12 protein-coding genes are annotated in these 17,725 nt (G+C 74.3%); 7 read left to right on the top strand and 5 right to left on the bottom strand.

Translation table 11 applies throughout. The features are described 5' to 3' along the window. Positions 1-82 precede the first annotated feature (82 nt). On the bottom strand, positions 83-3,757 hold the full coding sequence (locus ACFSL2_RS09030) for an ATP-binding cassette domain-containing protein (protein WP_377197532.1): 3,675 nt from the start codon (positions 3,755-3,757) through the stop codon (positions 83-85). A gap of 93 nt (positions 3,758-3,850) precedes the next feature. Here ACFSL2_RS09030 and ACFSL2_RS09025 point away from each other — a divergent pair, with 93 nt between their 5' ends. The 3 genes from ACFSL2_RS09025 to ACFSL2_RS09015 are packed head-to-tail and all read left to right on the top strand — an operon-like array spanning position 3,851 to position 6,491. Further along, entirely contained in the window at positions 3,851-4,576 is a 726-nt protein-coding gene (locus ACFSL2_RS09025; protein ID WP_377197531.1) for a DUF6597 domain-containing transcriptional factor, read from the top strand. Between the two features lie 10 nt (positions 4,577-4,586). After that, entirely contained in the window at positions 4,587-5,489 is a 903-nt protein-coding gene (locus ACFSL2_RS09020; protein ID WP_377197530.1) for a hypothetical protein, read from the top strand. A gap of 9 nt (positions 5,490-5,498) precedes the next feature. After that, the gene (locus ACFSL2_RS09015; protein WP_377197529.1) at positions 5,499-6,491 is read left to right on the top strand and encodes a TIGR03557 family F420-dependent LLM class oxidoreductase; all 993 of its coding nucleotides are present in this window, start codon (positions 5,499-5,501) and stop codon (positions 6,489-6,491) included. A gap of 19 nt (positions 6,492-6,510) precedes the next feature. Here the strand turns inward: ACFSL2_RS09015 and ACFSL2_RS09010 are convergent, their stop codons facing one another. Continuing rightward, on the bottom strand, positions 6,511-8,082 hold the full coding sequence (locus ACFSL2_RS09010) for a serine/threonine-protein kinase (protein ID WP_377197528.1): 1,572 nt from the start codon (positions 8,080-8,082) through the stop codon (positions 6,511-6,513). Between the two features lie 109 nt (positions 8,083-8,191). On the opposite strand from ACFSL2_RS09010, the gene cofE reads away from it, so the two are divergent. Next, a complete protein-coding gene (gene cofE, locus ACFSL2_RS09005) occupies positions 8,192-8,971 on the top strand; it encodes a coenzyme F420-0:L-glutamate ligase (protein ID WP_377197527.1) in 780 nt (259 codons plus the stop codon). Between the two features lie 272 nt (positions 8,972-9,243). Here cofE and ACFSL2_RS09000 read toward each other — a convergent pair whose 3' ends face one another. Genes ACFSL2_RS09000 through ACFSL2_RS08990 form a run of 3 tightly spaced genes read right to left on the bottom strand, consistent with a single transcriptional unit; the run spans position 9,244 to position 15,874 of the window. Next, on the bottom strand, positions 9,244-13,623 hold the full coding sequence (locus ACFSL2_RS09000) for an ATP-binding protein (RefSeq protein WP_377197526.1): 4,380 nt from the start codon (positions 13,621-13,623) through the stop codon (positions 9,244-9,246). Beyond that, on the bottom strand, positions 13,620-14,360 hold the full coding sequence (locus ACFSL2_RS08995; protein WP_377197525.1) for a DUF4194 domain-containing protein: 741 nt from the start codon (positions 14,358-14,360) through the stop codon (positions 13,620-13,622). The genes ACFSL2_RS09000 and ACFSL2_RS08995 overlap by 4 nt, the downstream gene beginning before the upstream one ends. Next, complete coding sequence (locus ACFSL2_RS08990) at positions 14,357-15,874, bottom strand: DUF3375 domain-containing protein (RefSeq protein ID WP_377197524.1); 1,518 nt, start codon at positions 15,872-15,874, stop codon at positions 14,357-14,359. Before ACFSL2_RS08990 ends, ACFSL2_RS08995 begins: the two co-directional genes overlap by 4 nt. Before the next feature lie 179 nt (positions 15,875-16,053). On the opposite strand from ACFSL2_RS08990, the gene ACFSL2_RS08985 reads away from it, so the two are divergent. The 3 genes from ACFSL2_RS08985 (at position 16,054) to ACFSL2_RS08975 (ending at position 17,677) form a co-directional block, all read left to right on the top strand. Further along, positions 16,054-16,356 carry a helix-turn-helix domain-containing protein gene (locus tag ACFSL2_RS08985; protein ID WP_377197523.1) on the top strand — a complete coding sequence of 101 codons (303 nt, stop codon included), beginning with the start codon at positions 16,054-16,056 and terminating at the stop codon, positions 16,354-16,356. Positions 16,357-16,476: 120 nt separating this feature from the next. Further along, positions 16,477-17,160: a YdcF family protein gene (locus tag ACFSL2_RS08980; protein WP_377197522.1), complete on the top strand. Its 684-nt coding sequence runs from the start codon at positions 16,477-16,479 to the stop codon at positions 17,158-17,160. A gap of 109 nt (positions 17,161-17,269) precedes the next feature. Beyond that, positions 17,270-17,677 carry a DUF1232 domain-containing protein gene (locus ACFSL2_RS08975; protein WP_377197521.1) on the top strand — a complete coding sequence of 136 codons (408 nt, stop codon included), beginning with the start codon at positions 17,270-17,272 and terminating at the stop codon, positions 17,675-17,677. The last annotated feature ends 48 nt before the right edge of the window (positions 17,678-17,725 follow it).

Genomic DNA, 17,725 nt, shown 5'->3' with positions numbered 1-17,725 from the left:
CACCAGTGTCCCAGATTCGAGCAAGCCGAGGTGCACGTTTTCCACAGGTGTCGGGGCCTTCTTCGGGCCCGTGCCCGGCCTGTCAGCCGGCGAGGTGCGACCAGCGCGGCTCCAGCTCTCGCCACCGCCCGACGGCGGCCATGCGCCCGCCGTCGAGCACCACTACCCGGTCGGCCGCTGCCAGGGTCGCGGCGCGCGACGTCGTGCCCACCACCGTGGTGCCGGCGGACCGGAGCGCCGACCAGACCTCCGCCTCGGTGACGGCGTCGAGGGCCGAGGAGACGTCGTCCACGAGGAGCAGGTCGGAGCCGGTGGCCAGTGCGCGGGCCAGCCCGAGCCGCTGGACCTGCCCGCCGGAGAGCCGCAGGCCGCGGTGCCCCACGAGGGTGGCGGTCCCGCCCGCCTCAACCACGTCGCGGTCGAGCCCCGCCGCCCGGACGGGGCCCGCCACGGGGCGGTCGTGGTCGAGGCGCACGTTGTCGGCGAGGGTGCCGGACACGACGTGCGGCACCTGGGCGACGTGGGCGACGCGGGGCGGGCGCAGGAACGTCTCGGGATCGGTGACGGCGGTGCCGTTCCAGGTCAGCCGCCCGCCGGCGTCGACGAGACCGGACAGGGCTCCGAGCAGGGACGACTTGCCGGACCCGACGCGCCCCACCACGAGCACCAGCTCGCCGCGCCGCACGGTGAGGTCCACGCCCGCGACGCCCACCGTGCCGTCGTCGTGCGTCGCGCTCAGGCCGTCCAGGCGCAGCACGTGCAGGCCGTCCGAGGTGGGGGCGGATGCAGCGGTCGTCGCAGGGCCGCTCGCCGGGGTGCCGCTCGGTGCGGTGCCTTCCGGTGCGGTGCCGTTCGGTGCGGTGCCACGTGCCGGGACCGCCGCGCCCGTGAACAGGTCGATGTCGCTCGGCACGTCGGCGAGGCGTTCCGTGCCGGCGTACCGCGAGGTGACCTCGACCCAGCGACGCGCCGACGCGGCGCTCGTGACGAGGTGGCCGAGACCGTAGCCGATCCAGCTGAAGGTGCCGATCGACGTGCTGACCAGCAGCGTGGTGGCCAGCGACCAGGTGCCGTTCAGGTGCAGCGTCCACGCCAGGACGGCCGCGGCCCGGCTGAGCACGGAGGGGGCGAGACCGACCAGGAAGTCGATCTGCTCCTCCCGGAGCGACGCCTGCACCCGGCGTCCGTCCACCCGGGCGACCTGGTTGAGCACGCCACCGGTCGCCGCGGCGAGCTTGACGGTGCGCACGGAGTCCAGGGCGGACCCGAGCAGGCGCCCCAGCTCGGCAGCCGCATCGCCGGCCCGCCGCGCGACGGTGGCGACGGACCGGCTGCCCAGCACCTGCGCCGCGCACATCACGGCTGCCATGGCCAGTCCGATCGCGCCGGCCAGCAGACTGTCGCTCAGGACCACGAGCAGCGCGAGCGTGAACGGTGCGGTGACCAGCTCGCGCCAGGCCTGCGTGTGGCTGGTGAGCCGGTACTCCTCCTGGGCCCGTGCGGCGATCTCGCCGGGAGTGTCGCGGACGGTCCTGCGCTGCGCGGTCTGCCCGCGCAGGATGGCGAGGCGCAGCCGCAGGCGCGAGTCGGCCCACCAGCGTGCGCTCGTCAGACGCACCGTGAACGGCAGCAGCGTGTTGGCCACCACGGCCGCCAGGATGGCGCACGCCAGCAACCACGGCGCGGAGCCCCGCTCCAGGTCCACGACGAGTGACGCCCACAGCCAGCCGACGACGAGGCCGGTCGAGGTCAGGTAGTCCGTGAGCTCCCACACGAGGGCGGGGAGCAGCAGGCCGAGGGGCCGGGCGCGCAGCGTGCTCCACACGGCGCGCACCATCGACGTGCGTGCCGGCGGGGCAGGGGCCGGGCCGGCTCCGGCCGCGTCGGGGCGGCTGTCGGCCGGGGCACGGGCGGCGACGGCGGACGGGTCGTGCGCCGCTGCGCCGGGCTCGTGGTCGGGCTCGTGCTGGGCACTACCGTCGGGACCCGCGGCGGCGACCAGCCTGGCGAAGTGCCCGTCCGACGCCGCCAGGTTCTCCCAGGGTCCGTGCTCCACGAGGCGGCCACCGTCGAGCACGGCCACCGTGTCGGCATGCCGTGCGGTGGACAGCCGGTGCGCGACGACCACCGCCGTCCGGCCCGCCAGGAGAGCTCGTGCGGCCAGGGTGACGCGCTCCGCCGTCGCCGGATCCATCCGGGCGGTCGCCTCGTCGAGCACGACCACCGCGACGTCGCGCACCAGGAGCCGCGCGAAGGCGACCAGCTGTTCCTCGCCGGCGGACAGGGTGACTCCGTCGGGGCCGAGGCGCGTGTCGAGCCCGTGCGGCAGCGACCGTACCCAGGCCCGCAGACCGAGCGCGTCCACCGCCTGCTCGACCCGCGCGGCCGGAACGGGCGCCCAGAGCGTGATGTTGTCGGCGAGCGACGCGGCCAGGATCTCGGTGCGCTGTCCTACGACGCCGACGTGCGCGCGCAGGTCGTGCACGTCCAGGCCGGTGATGTCCCGGCCACCCAGGAGCACGCTCCCCACGGGCGGGTCGACCGCACGCGACAGCACCTTGGTCAGCGTCGTCTTGCCCGAGCCGGTCCGTCCGACCAGCGCACACGTACCGCCCGCGGGGACGGTCAGGGAGATCGGGCCCAGCGTGAACCCGTCGCCGTACGTGAACGTGAGCCCGCGCAGCTCGACGTCCACGGCGGTGGACCGGGCGGGGGCACCGGGACCGGGAGCCGCCGCGTCGTCCGGGTGGCCGCCCGCGCGGCCGGGGAACGGCGCGCCGCCGACGGGTTCCTGCGGCCTGCCCAGCAGGTCGCGCACCCGGTGAAACGTGCCGATCGCCTCCTCGACCCGCGGCAGGAGGCGCCCCAGCACGTCCACCCGCCCGACGAACCCCGTGACGAGCAGCCACAGGGTCACGAGCCGTGCGACGTCGAGCGTGCCGCCCGTGACGGCCCACACCCCGCCGACCAGGACCGCGCCGACCAGGGCGTCCAGCGGCAGCTCCGTGCGCAGACGCACCCGGGAGAACGCCACCGACCACTCCTCCCGGAGCCGGATCTGGCGTGCGGCCAGCTCGGCGTACCGGCGCAGGACGTACCGCTGCCCCTGGGCGGTGCGCAGGTCGTCCCGGGCGGCGACCGCCTCCTCGAGCTGCGCCATGTGGTCCGAGACGGCTTCCGAGCTGCGCCGGCTCAGGTCGCGCAGCGGGCGTGCCGCCCGGCGGGCGAACAGCAGCACCACGGCGGCGACCACCGGGAACGCCACCCAGGCCGGCCACCACACCAGACCTGCGGCGATCCAGCCGACCACCAGGCTGATCGCTGCCTGCCCCAGGGTGATGCCGATGCCGCTGATCGCCCGTGTGAGCCGCGCCGGGTCGCCGTCGACCCGGTCCAGCAGCTCGCCCACCGCCTGCTCCTCGAGCGCGGGCAGGGGCTGGCCGAGCGCCGCGGCGGCCAGCTCGGAGCGCAGCCTGGCCTCCGCGCGGGCGACGGCACGCTGCACGACGAGCCACGTGACCGCGTCCAGCACGATGACCGCCGCGCTCGCCGCAGCGAGCGCGATCAGCGTGTCCCGGGTCGGCTGCGCGGCCATCCGGCCGGTGACCACTGCCGCGTACGACGACGCCGCGGCCGCCAGCAGCGCCGCCGGGACCGCGACGGCGGCCACCCGCAGGGCGCGGCGGCGCCACGAGGTCCCAGGCTGGTCGCGGGACAGGCCGGTTCTGCGGCTCGGGCGAGCCGGTACGTGGGGCACGCCACGACTCTGCCACCGGACACTGACACGCGACCTGCCCCACTCACGACCCCCACACGTGGGGTGTCAGGGGCTCGGCGTAGCGTCGTTCTCGTGACCTACCGCGAGCTCGCTCCGCCCACCGGCCTGCTGCCGGTGGTGGCCTGCCTGTGGGAGCACGACGCACCACCCGGCCACGAGCAGCGGATCATCCCCGACGGCTGCGTGGACCTGGTCCGGCTCGACGGCGAGCTGGTGGTGGTGGGCGCCGACACCGGCCCCGTCGTCGTCCCACCACGTGCGGCGTCCACGTCGTGTACCAGCGGGATCCGGCTGCGGCCCGGAGCCGCGGGCGCCGTCCTCGGCCTCCCGGCGTCGGAGGTGCGCGACCAGCGGGTGCCACTGGCCGACGTGTGGCCCGACGCCGGTCCGGCGCTCGCCGAGGCGCTCGACCTGGCCGACCCGTCGGGGCGGCTGGACCTCCTGGCGCGCACGGTGCTGCACCGCGAGGCGGAACGGGACGGGCTCGTCGCGGCGGCCGCTCGTCGGCTCGGCACACCGGGGTCGCGAATTGCGGGTGTCGCCGAGGACCTGGGGGTGAGCGAGCGGCACCTGCACCGCCGCACCGTCGCCGCCGTCGGGTACGGGCCCAAGATGCTCGGGCGGGTGGCCCGCCTGCGGCGGCTGATCGGGCTCTCCTCCGGTGCGCCGTCCCCCCTCTCGGAGCGCGCGGCCCGAGCCGGGTACGCGAGCCAGGCGCACATGTCCGACGAGGTGCGCCGGCTCACCGGCCGCACTCCCGTCCGTTTTCTGGAAGACGCGGCCCTGACCGCCGCATAGCGTCGGAGTCATGACCACGACGACGAGTATCGATGCCGGAGCCGCGGAGCGGTTCATCTACGACGACGCCCGCCTGCTGGAGCGGCATCGCCTCGCGGTGCTCTTCCGCGGCGCACCGGGCAGCCGGGTCCTGGAAGCCCTGCGTCCCTACCGGAACGGTGACGGTGGATGGGGCCACGCCCTGGAGCCCGACCTGCGGGGGCCGGACAGCCAGGTCTCGGGCGCGTTGTCCGCGCTCGAGGTGCTCGCGGAGCTCGGCACCGGGGCCGATCCGGCGGTGCGGCGGCTGGCCACGGAGACGGCCGACTGGCTGGCGTCGGTCACCCTGCCGGACGGCCGCGTACCGCAGGTGCTGCCGACCGCTGCCGACTATCCGGCGGCGCCGTGGATGCAGCCGAACGACACCGGGTTCCTGACGTTCGCCACGGCCGCCCGGCTGTGGGAGCTGGGCCTGCGGCACCCGTGGCTCGACGCCGCGACCGCGTGGTGCTGGGGCCAGCTGGAGGATGAGGCACCCCTGGACGGGTACACCGTCCTGTTCGCGCTCGGCTTCCTCGACGCGGTACCCGAGCCGGACCGGGTGGCCGACGCCGTCGAACGCCTGCGGCCGGCCCTGCGTGACGACGGCACCATCGCCGTCGCGGGCGGGATCGAGGACGAACAGCTCACGCCCCTGCAGCTCTCCGCGCGGCCCGGTGCGCCGAGCCGGGCGCTGTTCTCCGAGGCGCAGATCTCGGCGGACCTGGACCGGCTGGAGGGGCAGCAGCTGGAGGACGGCGGGTGGGACTTCGACTTCGAGCACTGGTCGCCGGGGCAGACCGTGGAGTGGCGCGGCATCGTCACCCTGGATGCGCTACGGACACTCCGGCTGCACGGGCGACTGGCCGGGCTGCCCGGCGAGCTCGCCGTCTAGGCTGTCCGCGTGGTGACCATCGGCTATGCCGCGATGCTCGAACAGTTCGCGCCCCGGACGGCGGTGGAGCTGGCGGCCCTTGCAGAGGCGCACGGCTTCTCCGGCGTCATGGCCGCCGACCATTTCCAACCCTGGACCCCGCACCAGGGCGAGGCCGGCTTCGTGTGGAACGTGCTCGCCGCGGCGGCGGAGCACACCACGGGCGACCTCGGACCGGTGACGGCGCCCACGTTCCGGTGGCACCCCGCTGTCGTCGCCCAGGCGTCGGCGACGCTCGCCGCGATGAACCCGGGCCGGCACTGGTTGGGTGTCGGCTCGGGGGAGGCCCTCAACGAGCACGTGGTGGGCGCCTACTGGCCGGAGGCCGCCGAGCGGATCAATCGCATGTTCGAGGCCGTCGAGATCATCAAGAAACTGTTCGCCGGGTCGCTCGCCGGACGGGACGTCAAGCACTCCGGCACCTACTTCAAGCTGGAGTCGACCCGCCTGTGGACGATGCCGGAGGTGGCGCCCGAGATCCTGGTCGCGACGGCTGGCCCGGTCACCGCCCGCCGCGCCGGGCGGACGGCGGACGGGCTCATCACGCAGGCGGCGCCCTTCGACCGCATGGCGTCGCTCCTGACCAGGTTCGCCGACGGCGCTCGCGAGTCCGGGCGCGACCCGGGGCACCTGCCGAAGGCGCTCCAGCTCCACCTCTCCTGGGCGCCCACGCACGACGAGGCGGTCACCAACGCCCTGACCGAGTGGCCGGTGGGCGGCATGCGGTTCCCGCGGTCGGACATCCGCTCGCCGCACGACTTCGCGCAGCTGGCGCGCATGGTGCGTCCGGAGGACTTCGAGGGGCGGGTGCTCATCTCCGCCGACCCCGACGAGCACCGGGCGTCGATCCAGCGGTACCTGGACCTCGGTTTCGACCGCGTCTACCTGCACAACGTGGGCCGCAACCAGCGCGAGTGGATCGAGACGTTCGGCCGAGAGGTGCTGCCGAAGCTGGTGCGCTGACCGGCGGCCGACCCGTGCGTCAACCGGTGGTCGCCCAGTACCAGCCGGAACCCTGCGTGTTCCGCACGGCCACGGCGGCCAGCGGCCCGACGTCCGGCAGGGTCACGGTGGTGGTCACGGGCGTACGGTCGGCGAGGTTGCCCAGGGTCCAGAACGTGTCCCGCGCGGCGGCGTCCTCGGGCACGCTGCGCTCGACGGTCCCGTCCTGCCCGACGGCGTAGACCTGGAGCCACCGGCTCGGCGTCGGGTACTGGTAGGTGGTCGTCCCGACCTGGTCGCAGGAGAGCGTCAGCGTGGCCTGCCGGCCCTGCACCTGGTCGACGCTGACGAGCCAGCACGAATCGTCGGCCAGCCGCTGTTCGGTTCCCGGCGCCCACGGGCTGCCCTGGCTCCCGTCCCCGGCCGGGGACGACCGGTCCGGCCCGGGACCGTCGCTCGGCCCTGCGGGCTGCCCCGAATCCTGTGGTGCGGCCGGGGCCGTGGTCTGTGTCTGCCCGGCTGCGTCGCGCTCCCCGTCGCTCTCGGTCAGCACCGTCCAGGCGCCGAACGCGGCCGCGGTCAGGACCGCCGTCGCGGCAGCCACCGCGCCGAGGAAGACCACGGGCCGGCGTCGACCGCGGCGTGGGCCGCCGCGCCCGACGCCCGGGGCGATGCGCGGCGTCCTGCTCGGCGGGCTGCTCGGAGGGCTGCTCGGTGTCAGGCTCGGCGTCAGGCCCGGCGGTCCCGTGAGGAGGGTCGCACCGGCCGGGTCGGACGCCCCGAGCGACCGCAGGATCGCGTCGAGGGAAGGCCGCTCGTCCGGGCTACGGACCAGGCAGGCGTCGAGGAAGGGTCGCAGGTACTCGGGACAGTCGCCGTAGGTGGGCTGCTCCGCCGAGACCCGGTACAGCACCACTGCGGGGTGGTCGCCCTCGAAGAGGTGGTTACCGGTGGCGGCGTAGTACGCCAGTGCGCCCAGCGCCCAGACATCGGCGGCCGACGTCGCCCGGCTTCCCGCGGCCTGCTCCGGAGCCATGTACATCGGCGTGCCGACCGGCTGCCCCGTCAGGGTCAGCCGGGTCGCATCGAGCGAGGCGACCACGCCGAGGTCGATCAGGCGTGGCCCGTCCGGCCCGAGGATCACGTTGGCGGGCTTGACGTCGCGGTGCACCAGCCCGGCGCGATGGATCCCGCGCAGCGCCTCGGCGACACCCAGGACGAGGTCCAGCACGTCGTCCCTGGACAGCGGTCCCCGTGCGGCCAGCGCTTGGGAGAGGGTGGGCCCGGCCACGTACTCCGTGGCGAGCCAGGGGAGCTCCGCGTCGGGATCGGCGTCGATCAGGTTCGCGATGAACCGGTTGCGGACCTTGGCGGCGGCACGCACCTCGCGGCGGAAGCGCGCGCGGAACTCGTCGTCGTCGAGCTGGGCGCCCCGGATCAGCTTGATGGCCACCTGCTGCCCGCGGCGCCCGGTCCCGAGGTAGACGTCGCCCATGCCACCGCTGCCCAGCCTGCTCCGGACGCGGAACGGGCCGATGGTGCGGGGCTCGCCGGGCCGGAGGGCCGCCGGTTCCGGTACGGACACCGTCCGCCGGGCGGGTGGGTCGTGCAACACCGGAAAGCTTCCCCCTGTCGATCACCGCACGAACCTGGCATATGTGGCGTAGCCGCGTGGCAGATTACCGCACCTGGGTGAACCGTCTCGGTGTGAGGATGGTCCCGTGGAGAGACTCAGCATCTGGGCCCCCGACGGGCTGCCCGAGATCACCCCCGGCGACGACCTCGGCGTGCTCGTCGCCGACCTCCTGACAGGTCAGGACGAGCAGGACCGGCCGCGTGACGGCGACGTCGTCGTCGTGACCTCGAAGATCGTGTCCAAGGCGGAGGGGCGGGTGATAGCGGCTGCCGATCGGGAGCAGGCCATCACCGACGAGACCGTCCGCGTGGTCGCCCGGCGAGAACGCCCGGGCCTACCGCCCCTGCGCATCGTCGAGAACAAGCTCGGCCTGGTGATGGCCGCCGCGGGCGTGGACGCGAGCAACACTCCGGAGGGCACGGTCCTGCTGCTGCCCGTGGACCCGGACGCCTCGGCCCGGACGATCCGCGCCGCCCTCACCCAGCGGCTGGGACTGCGCCGGATCGGCGTGGTGGTCACCGACACGGCCGGCCGCCCCTGGCGCGACGCCCTGGTCGACATCGCGATCGGCTGCGCGGGAGTCGCCCCGACCGACGATCTCCGCGGCAGCGTGGACGCCCACGGTCGCGCGCTGAACGTGACGGTCACCGCCGTCGTCGACGAGATCGCCGCGGCGTCCGAGCTGGTCCGGGGCAAGTCGAGCGGTCGCGCGGTCGCCGTCGTGCGCGGCATGGGCCAGCACGTCATGGCGGACGACGGGCCGGGTGCCCGCGTCCTGGTGCGTGCCAGTGCCGACGACCTGTTCCGCGAGGGCTCCGCGGAGGCCTACGCCCGTGGGTTCGCGGCTGGCCGGTCGGACGTCTGACCGAATCCAGCGAAGCTCGGTCCGGCGGATTGACCGAAGTCGGCGAGTTCGGTCGGACGGTTGACCAGGGTCGGCGAGTTCGGTCGGACGTCCGACCGAATCCAGCGAGTTCGGTCCCTTGTCGTGAGATCGGTCAGTCAACCGACCGATCTCACGACAAGCGACCGAACTCATGTGGTCGCGATGACATGGGACCGAACTCGTGGTCCTCAGGCGCCGTAGCTGTCGAACCTGCCCAGGGCTTTTCGACTTCTTGCGAACCGTGAGCACGCCTAGAGCGACGGGCGGCGCGACGTCATCCGCGCTACCGGCGACACCTCACCGCGCTCCTGGGTCACGGTCACCGACCAGTCCGGTTCCGGTGCACTGTCGCTCACGGTGTCCGACGGCGACGCCGGTTCCGCCTCGGGTGCACCGGCAGGGGCGCTGTCCGACGCCGTGCCGCCGGACGCGGTCTCGGACGTTGCAGTGCTGCCGGTTGTTGCGTTGCCAGGTGCGGCGCTGCCGACTGTCGCGCCGGTTGTCGCGTCGGCTGTGGCGCTGCCGGCTGTCACGCCAACTGCGGCGCTGCCGGTCGTCGCGTTGCCAGTTGTCGCGCTACCGGCTGTCGTGCCGCCGACCGCAGCACCGGACGCCGCGGCGCCGGCAGCCGGGATGCCGGCGGCCGCCGGTTGGGCTGCCGCGTTGGCCGGCGTGGCGCGGAGCGTCTCGGCGCCGGCGGATGTGGCGCCGGCGGGCGCGATGGCGGCCCGCGACGGCGGGGGAGGAGGCGGCGGGGGAGGAAGCACCGCCGGAAGCCCGTGCGGCGGTGTGCTCGTGCCGCTACCGGCGGGCGGAGCAGAGGACGCGGGGGTCGGGGAGCGAAGTGCCCCGGACGAACCCGACCCCACCGAACCCGCCGGTGCCGAACCAACCGCACCCGCCGGATCCGTACCTGCCGGAGCCGAACCAACCGCCCCCTCCGGTGCAGCACCTGCCGAAGCCGCCCCCGATGTTGCCGGCACGGCCGTCCTCGACGCCGGCTGCATCGCGCCAGCCGGGCTCGTGCTTGTCTGCGCCGCACCGGCCTGGTCCATCCCCGCTGCGACACCTCCACCCCCGGCCCGCGCTCCGCCCGCCGGCGCACCGCCTCCCGACGCACCCCTCGCTGGCCCAGTGCCTGCCGACACACCGCCCCCCGGCGCACCTCCGCCGGTACCGCCCCGGGTCGTCGAGGGGACCGGGTCGACGTCGGGCAGCGGGGACTCGAGCAGGACCACGTCCACGCGCGACTCCCGCATCTCCCGGCAGGTCGCCAGGCCGATGCCGCCCACGTAGTCCTCGAGCGTCTGCAGCAGCTTGAGCGGCGTGGCCAGGATCATGTGGAAGCCGAACGCCGCGAACGTGTCCATGGCCGTGCGGGTGAACGCGGTGTCGGCCTTGTCGAAGGCCTCGTCCAGCAGGATCGAGCCGTAGGCGGGCGTGGCGGAGTCCGACGTCCCGGCGAGCTGGTAGCGCAGGGCTGCGGCCAGGCAGAACACGACGAGCTTCTGCCGTTGGCCGCCGGAGAGTCCGGCGGAGGAGTCGTGCACGGCGAGCGAGATGCCACCGGCGGTGACCTCCACGCCGGTGAAGTGCACGTGCCGGCGGGTGTCCAGGCACAGGGCACGCCAGGCACGGTCGGCGGGGTCGCTCGACCCGAGCCGCCGGACCAGCCGCTCCAGCACCTCGTACTCCGGCTCCGTGTCTCCCGTGAGCGCGTCGAGCGTCGCCAGGAACTGCTCGACGGCTGCGGGGCGGCGTTCCTTGACACGGATCTCCAGGAACCGGTCGGTGTCGAAGGGGGAGCGGCGCAGGGAGGTGTTGACCCCGACGATCCGCTCGCGGATCGCCGCCGGTGCCTGCCGGATCTCGGCGGCGAGCTTCCGCAGGGCGCGTCGCGCCTGGTCGGTGAGGAGGTCGGAGAACCGGGCCTCCTGCTCCGGCAGGCGGGACGTGCGGATGCGCTCCAGCACCTCGAGGTACCGCGACCGGTCACCGACCTGGGCCGTGAGGTCGCGGGTGATGGCGGGCCAGCGGCGGCGGAACTCGGCCAGCAGCCCGACGATCTCCCGCTCGGCGGCGCCAGAGGTGCGCAGCCCGGCCTCCCGCTCCGCGTCGAGCGTGCGGGACACGGTGAGCGAGACGTCGTCGATCACCTCGTGCGTCACCGTCTTGCGGACGGCCGCGTATCGCTTCTCCAGCTCTTCGCGGTGCGCGAGCGGGATCGCGCTGGTCGGGGCGTCGCCGAGCTCCGCGACGACGCGCTCCAGCGAGCGCCGGTGGGCGCGGGCCTCGGCGAGCGTGTCGGCCGCCTCGGCGGCGGCGGTCCGGGCCTGGTCGAGGCGGTTCTCGGCCGCCGCGACGTCCTGGGACGCCTGCAGCAGGTCCATCGTGCCGTCGAGCAGCCGGTCGAACGAGGCCTGCGCGTCGGTGAGGTCGGCCTCGGCGGTCTCGATGTCCACCTCGCGCCACTCCCGGCGCGCCACCTGCCGCAGGGTGAGCTGGCGGCGCACGGCCTCCCGCTGTTCGGCCACGGCGTCGGCCACTGCGGCGTCGGCGTTCACGAGCTGCGCCTGTGTCTCGCGCGCCAGCTCCAGGAGCTGGTCGAGACGGTCGTCGGCGTCCCAGCCGAGCGCCCAGTCCTCGACACCGGGCAGCAGGGGCTGCTCGATCTCCTCCGGTCCGTGCTTGACCAGCCCTTCGCGGGTCACCGCCCGCTCGTGCCGGTCCAGCCCCGACGGGTCGTCGACGCACAGGTAGTCGTACTGGTCGGACAGGCGCCGGTGCAGCCACCCCGACATCGGGCCGTCCATGACCTCGACCTTGTGCACCAGGGAGGCGGCGTCGGTGGACCGGGGCGCGTCGTTGCGCACGCCGACCACCCGGTAGCGCAGCCCGGGCCCGGCCCCGATCGCCCCGGCGACGGCCGCGCGGTGCGTCGGCGCGACGAGCACGAGCGTGGCCAGCGGTCGCAGGACGCCCTCGAGCACGGGACGCCAGTCGGCGTCCTCCTCGCGGACGCGCAGCAGCTCGGCCGCGAAAGGCAGCACCGAGACGTCGAGACCCGCGGCCTCCGCGACGGCCCGGCGTGCCGCGGCCAGCTCGGCCGGCACGTTCGTCCGGGTCTGCCGCACCGCCTGGATCCGTGCGGCCACGGCCTCGTGCCGCTGCCCGACGGCGGAGCGCGTGGCCAGGGCCTCCCGGATGTTCGCGTCGAGCGCCTCGGGCGCCCGCGAACGGCCGACGGTGGACACGGCACCCGTGGCGACCGACGGCAGGGCACCGGTCGGCGTCCCGGCGGCCACCGCGGGGACCGCACCCGTCGAGACCGCGGGCACCTGCTCCGTCACGACGGCGGGTACGGCCCCCGTCAGGGTCGGGACCGCGCCGGTGGTCAGCGGCTTCGCGCCGCCGAGCTCCCAGCGCGCCTTCTCCTTGAGCGCCGCGAACTCCCCGAACGTCTCGGGCATGCTCATGCCGACCGACTGCAGGTCCGTCGCGAGCTCGCCACGGCGCGTGCGCGCCAGCGCGGCGATCTCGCCGGCCCGCTGGAGGCGGTCGGCCTGCGTGGCGAGCGCCTGCCCGCCCCGCGCGCCGAGCACGTTCACGGCCTGCTGGTGCGTGTTCGCCGCGACGTCGACCTCTGTGTCGGCCGCCTGCCGGTGGTGCTGCGCGCGCTCCTCGGCGGCTCGCGCCTCCGCGAGCGCGCCGTGGGCGAGGTCGAGCTTCCACGCGTCCTTGAACGTCTCCAAGGACCCGCGCAGGGTCGCGGCCCGGACTCCGGCCGCCGAGCCCTCGTCGTACGCCTTGGTCAGGGTCGCGAGGCGGCTCAGGTGCTCGATCTGCCGACGCGAGGTCTCGATGTCGGCGTAGGCGCGTGCCACGTCCGCGAACTGGTCCACCGCCTGGGCCGCCAGCTCGAACGTGCTCGGCTCGTCCAGCATGTGCCCGCGGAACAGGTCGTCCAGGCTGCCCAGGTTCTTCGCCGACTGCGTGCGGTGCAGCAGCACCAGCGCCTGCTCCGAGCCGATCCCCAGTGCCTGGGTGAACGCGGCGGCGAACGGCCCGTGCCGTTCGCTGACCGTCGCGGTGGGCCAGGCGGCGGTCACCCCTGCGACGTCGGGCCCCGAGCGGACGTACCGCTCGAAGTCCAGCAGGCCCGTGTCGGACGGCACCACGACGTGCAGCGTCGACGGGTTCGACGAGCCCCGCGTGAGGTGGAACAGCCGCACCAGCGTCACGGTGCCGTCCGGGGCGTCCGTACCGTTCGAGTACTGCAGCAGCACACCCGACCAGGTGGCGCCCGGGCGCAGATGGTCGGCCACCACCTCGCCCGTGCTCTCGTCGGTGCGGTGCCGCCACGCGCCGCGCACGTACGAGACCACGTCCCGGTCGCCCGCCTCACGCTCGGTGGCACCCGTGCCCGCGGCCGCCACGTTGAACCGCAGCTGCTCCGGCGGGGTCAGGACCGCCGCGACGGCGTCGACGAGCGACGACTTGCCCGAACCCGAGTGGCCGGTGAGGAGGAAGCCCTCGCGTGGCACGGGCACCACGTGGTGCCCGGCGAACGTGCCCCAGTTGACCAGCTCGATGCGCGCGAGGCGCCACTGTCCGGGATGGGCGGGGTTCATGCGCTCTCCTTCGCCAGCCGTGCGTACTCGGCGCTCAGCGCCGCTACCTGGTCCGCGCCGAACACCGTGCGCAGCACCGGCGAGACCACGCACCGGTCCCCGCTGAGCGGCTCCAGCATGCCCGACTCGATCAGCCGGGCCCACGTCGCGTCCAGCTGCCGGGTGAAGTCCATGGGCGAACCTCCGCCGCGCCGCCGGTACATCCCGAGATGGTCGGACGCCTCGTCGCGGCTGATCGCCACGCGCCCGTCCGCCGAGTCCAGCAGCAGGGCCCGCAGGTGCAGCAGGAGCGCGGTGTCCAGGAACGTCAGCGTCAGCTCCCGCACCACCTGGGGCGCGTCCGGGCCCGGTACGTCGCGCACGAACGCGACCTGCGCGTCGGCGTCGACCACCAGGTCGAGGTACTGGTCGGCGAGGCGCTCGCGGACGACGCCCTCGTTCGTCAGGAGCGCACGCCAGGTGTCCGGGTCGGACTCGGCGGCCAGGTACGGGCCGCGCACGAGCCGGGCCAGGGCGAGCCGTGCCGGAGCGGGCAGCGTGCCCTGGTCACCGGGCCAGAGGCGGACGCCCGTGCCCGCGTCGTCGCCGGTGCCGTGGGCGGCACCGCCCCCGGCGCCCGCCGACGCCGCGCTGCCCGTCGACGCCGCACCCCCGGCCGGGCGTCCGGGGCGGGCGCTGCGGAGGTCGGTCGAGCCCGGGCCGGCCGGGCCGGGTCCTGTCGCGTTGGGTTCGGTCACGGGACATGCTCCTCGAACTGGTGCTGGGGGAGTACGGCCCGCCGCGCGACGCCGCGCGAGGACCGCCAGTTCACGTCTTCGCTGGTACCGGTGGCCACCCCGTGTCGTTCCGCGAGCGTCAGTAGGCCCACGACGCTCGCGGCGCCCTGGGTGGCGGGGTGGGCGTCGAGCACGGAGGCGACCGTGGCACGGCCGTCGGCCTCGACCTGCGCGTTCACGTGGCCGCGCAGCTCGTCCACGTCGATCTCGGAGTCGCGGGCGAGAGCCCGCAGCGCCGTGAGGGAGACGGCACGGGGCGGCAGGGCGGGCGCGGCCGGTGGCGCCTCGGCGTCCTCTCCACCCGGGTTGTGCGGCTGGAAGCCGCCCACCGACCGGGGCGTGACGGCGCCGAGCGGCAGCGTCAGCCGCATCTCGGTGCCGGGTGTGACCTCGGGGGCGGCCGCGAGGGCGGCGTCCTGCGCCTGGCCGAGCAGCCGGCGCAGCGCCCGCTCGGCCGGGAGCTCGCCGGACCTGACCATGCGCTGCAGCGCGCGGCGCAGCACGGTCATGGTGTCGGTGAGCTCGTCGGCGGCGTCCTGCAGCGTGGGGAGCAGCCGGCGCAGCGTGGAGGCCTCGGCGGGCGCCAGGTGGACGGTGTCGAGCACACGGCCCACGTCGTCCTGCGCCGCGTGCTCCGCCTGCCGCAGCAGTTCCCGGAACGCGACCAGGCCGCGCCCGGCATCGGACTCGGCGAGGTGGTCCACGCCCCGGTAGATGTCGTCGAGGAACGTGTCGCGCGAGCCGTCGGACTCCAGGAGCCGGCGGCGCAGCTCGCGATCGGTGCGCTCCAGCTCGGTGCGCACCCTGGCGAGGTCGGCGGGGATGTCGCCGGCCAGGGCCAGGATCTCGCGGGCGCGCTCGGCGGCGGCATCGGCCGGCAGGGCCTCGTCGTCGCCGCGGCGGGCGCGCTCGATCCTGGCGTCGAGGGCGGCGCGCTGCTCCAGCAGGGCGGCCAGGCGGGCCTCCGGATCCGGGTCGGCGTCGGCGGCCAGCGTGTGCAGCCCGTCGAGCACGGCGCCGAGCCGGGACGGGGTGACGGCGGGGTGGGGCTTGCTCAGCCGGGAGACGAAGCGGATGGCGAGCAGGGCGCCGTCGGACAGCTCAAGGGTCTCGGTGCCGGCCTCGCCCGGGGTCTGCGTGGTGCGGCGCCGCACGAGGACACCCTCGTCGATCCACTCGGAGACGTAGAAGTAGCCCGAGTAGGGCAGCTCGAAGCCCGCCCGGCGCAGCTCGGGCAGGTCGTCGTCGATCCGGTCGGCGAGCTGCTCGACGGGCAGCCGGCGGCGGGAGCCGCCGAGGTTGCGGTCCAGCAGCACGACGGCGGCCGCCGCGTTCCGCGACCGCAGCAGCACCCAGGCGGGATGCTCCTGGAGCAGGGCGCGCACGCCGCGCGCCGCATGGCCGCGACGAGCCGACCCGTGCCCGGCGGCCTGCCGGGGCCCGGCAGCGTCACCCGGTGAGCTCGCAGTACCCATGAGCGCTGAGGGTAGTAGGCCAACGTGTCGGTGCGGCACCCCCGGAGGAAACATGCGACACCCGCCCTGTCGATGAGCCGCGACGGGCATAGACGTATAGAGTCTGGTCTCACAGGGCTTGCCGGAAAATAGATCTCTACTTTCCGGCAGGCCCTGTCGTGCGTCATGGCACGTTTTCGATGGCCGAGCGTCGACGGGAGGGCGCCTTGCTCACGACAGCAGCCCAGATCGTTGTCAGGATCCGAGCCGAGCGAGAGCTCAGCATGAGTTCACTGGCAGTGCTGGCCGGCGTGCCCACGTCGACGATCAGCCGGATCGAGTCCGGACAGGTCGAGCCGACGCTCGGCATGATCCGCCGCATCGCGCTCGGCGCCGGCTACCACCTGCACCTGCAGTACTACGACCTGTTCTCGGGCAAGCTCGAGGACCATGTCGTCGGGGCACGCTCCGCCGAACGGCCCGGCACGGCGGGCGGCGCGTAGGGTCATACCGCGACGATCCGGGTTCGTCCGCTGTGACATTGGGCCTGAATACCGCCGAATTCGGGCGGGGACCCGCGTTCAGGTTGTGCCCGCCATTCCTCTGAGCAATATGGTCGTCATATGCCGAACGTCATGATCCCCGCCGAAGTGCGGGAGGACGTAGAGACACTGTGGGCGTTCCACGACCTGCAGCACGAGCCGCGACCGGTCGACGTGTGCATCGGCCTGGGGGGTCACGACCTGGGCGTGGCCGACTACACGGCCGATCTCTACCTGGAGGGGCTGTTCCGGCAGATCGTCTTCACGGGTGCCAACGCACCCACCACCGTCGACGCCTTTCCCGAGGGCGAGGCCTTCGGTTATCGCGACCACGCCATCGCTCGTGGCGTGCCTGCCGACGCCGTGCTGGTCGAGCCGGCCGCGACGAACACCAGCGAGAACCTGGAGTACAGCCGCAAGCTGCTCGCCGAGCGTCAGGTGGAGCCGTCCTCCGTGCTGCTGGTCTCGCACCCCTACCAGCAGCGCCGCGCGTTCGCGACGTGCCGGGTCGTATGGCCGGACGTCGACGTGCTGTGCGTGTCCCGGCCCTTGCCGCTCGACGACTACCTCCGGACGATCGGCGACGCCGACCGGGTGGTCGACATGCTCGTCGGCGAGACCCAGCGCCTCACGCTGTACGCCGACCTCGGCTTCATCGCCCACGAGGAGGACGTGCCCGACGCGGTGGTCGGTGCGTTCGACCGGCTCGTGGCCGCGGGCTACACGTCGAGGCTCGTGGAGGACCGCCGCCCGATCGACGTCTGACCGACGTCTGCTCCACTGTGGTCGATGGTGCCGGTCTGAGGCGGATGTCACGAATCGGACGACTCGTACATCCCTGGCGAGTCGCCTGGTTCTCCGTTACGTTCCGGGCATGGGCGAGGAAAGCAAGCGGGGCAAGGATCCCAGGAAGTTCACCTGGCAGGAGATCTTGACGTTCATCGCGGGCGCCGGATACGTGGCGAGCCCGATCGACCTCCTGTCGGAGGGCGTGCTGGGGCCGCTCGGCCTCGGGGACGACGCGATAGCGATCATCATCGCCGGCGTCACCCTGTACAAGGCGGTGCAGCGGTTCCGGAAGCACCGGCCGGTGCCAGGTACCTCTGACGGCACGACGTCGGGCGGCGCCGGGACGGGGTCCTCGGACACCGGCACGTCGACGTCGGGCGGCGGGGCACAGGGGAGCCCGTCGTCCAGCACCCCGCCGGGCGGTTACGCGACGGGCAGGACGATCCCGGGTACTGCCGAGGACGTGACGCCGGGCCGCAAGCCCCGGCGCTGACTCGCCGCCTCCCTTTGGCCGGCCCGTTGGAGCCGGTCTAGGGTCGAT

This window comes from Promicromonospora aerolata, from assembly GCF_042682255.1.
GTDB classification, from domain to species: Bacteria; Actinomycetota; Actinomycetes; order Actinomycetales; family Cellulomonadaceae; genus Promicromonospora; species Promicromonospora aerolata.
The sequence above is the reverse complement of the archived record's forward strand: the minus strand, read 5'-3'. Positions and strand labels throughout refer to the sequence as shown.